Origin of the sequence: Halalkalibacter flavus (assembly GCF_036663575.1) — a bacterium.
Lineage (GTDB): Bacteria > Bacillota > Bacilli > Bacillales > Bacillaceae_D > Halalkalibacter > Halalkalibacter flavus.
In genome coordinates, this window is the sequence record NZ_JAWRVK010000415.1 from 1 (window position 1) to 237 (window position 237).

The window sequence follows — 237 nt, forward strand, 5'->3', positions numbered from 1 at the left end:
TAAACTCGGCATCGGTCGTTTCCCCATAGAGGGGGGCGGGGTCTGGCGTCAATTCCAGCAGGATCTGCTTGAGAAAACTGGAGCCATGGAACTGGGGCGGCTTGGGGTAGGTGAAGCGGCCGGGATTGGCCTTGGCCCACGCCAGCAGAGCTGCTGCCGAGGTGGGCGCTCTGGCGACCTCTTCGGTGTCGACCATCAGATTGAGCTGGCCGATGCCCCAGGGGGCTTCCAGCCCTT

1 pseudogene is annotated in these 237 nt (G+C 63.7%); it reads right to left on the reverse strand.

Annotated features, from left to right (window positions below):
• A pseudogene (locus SAY88_RS25655) lies at positions 1-237 on the reverse strand (hypothetical protein); the annotation flags it as partial.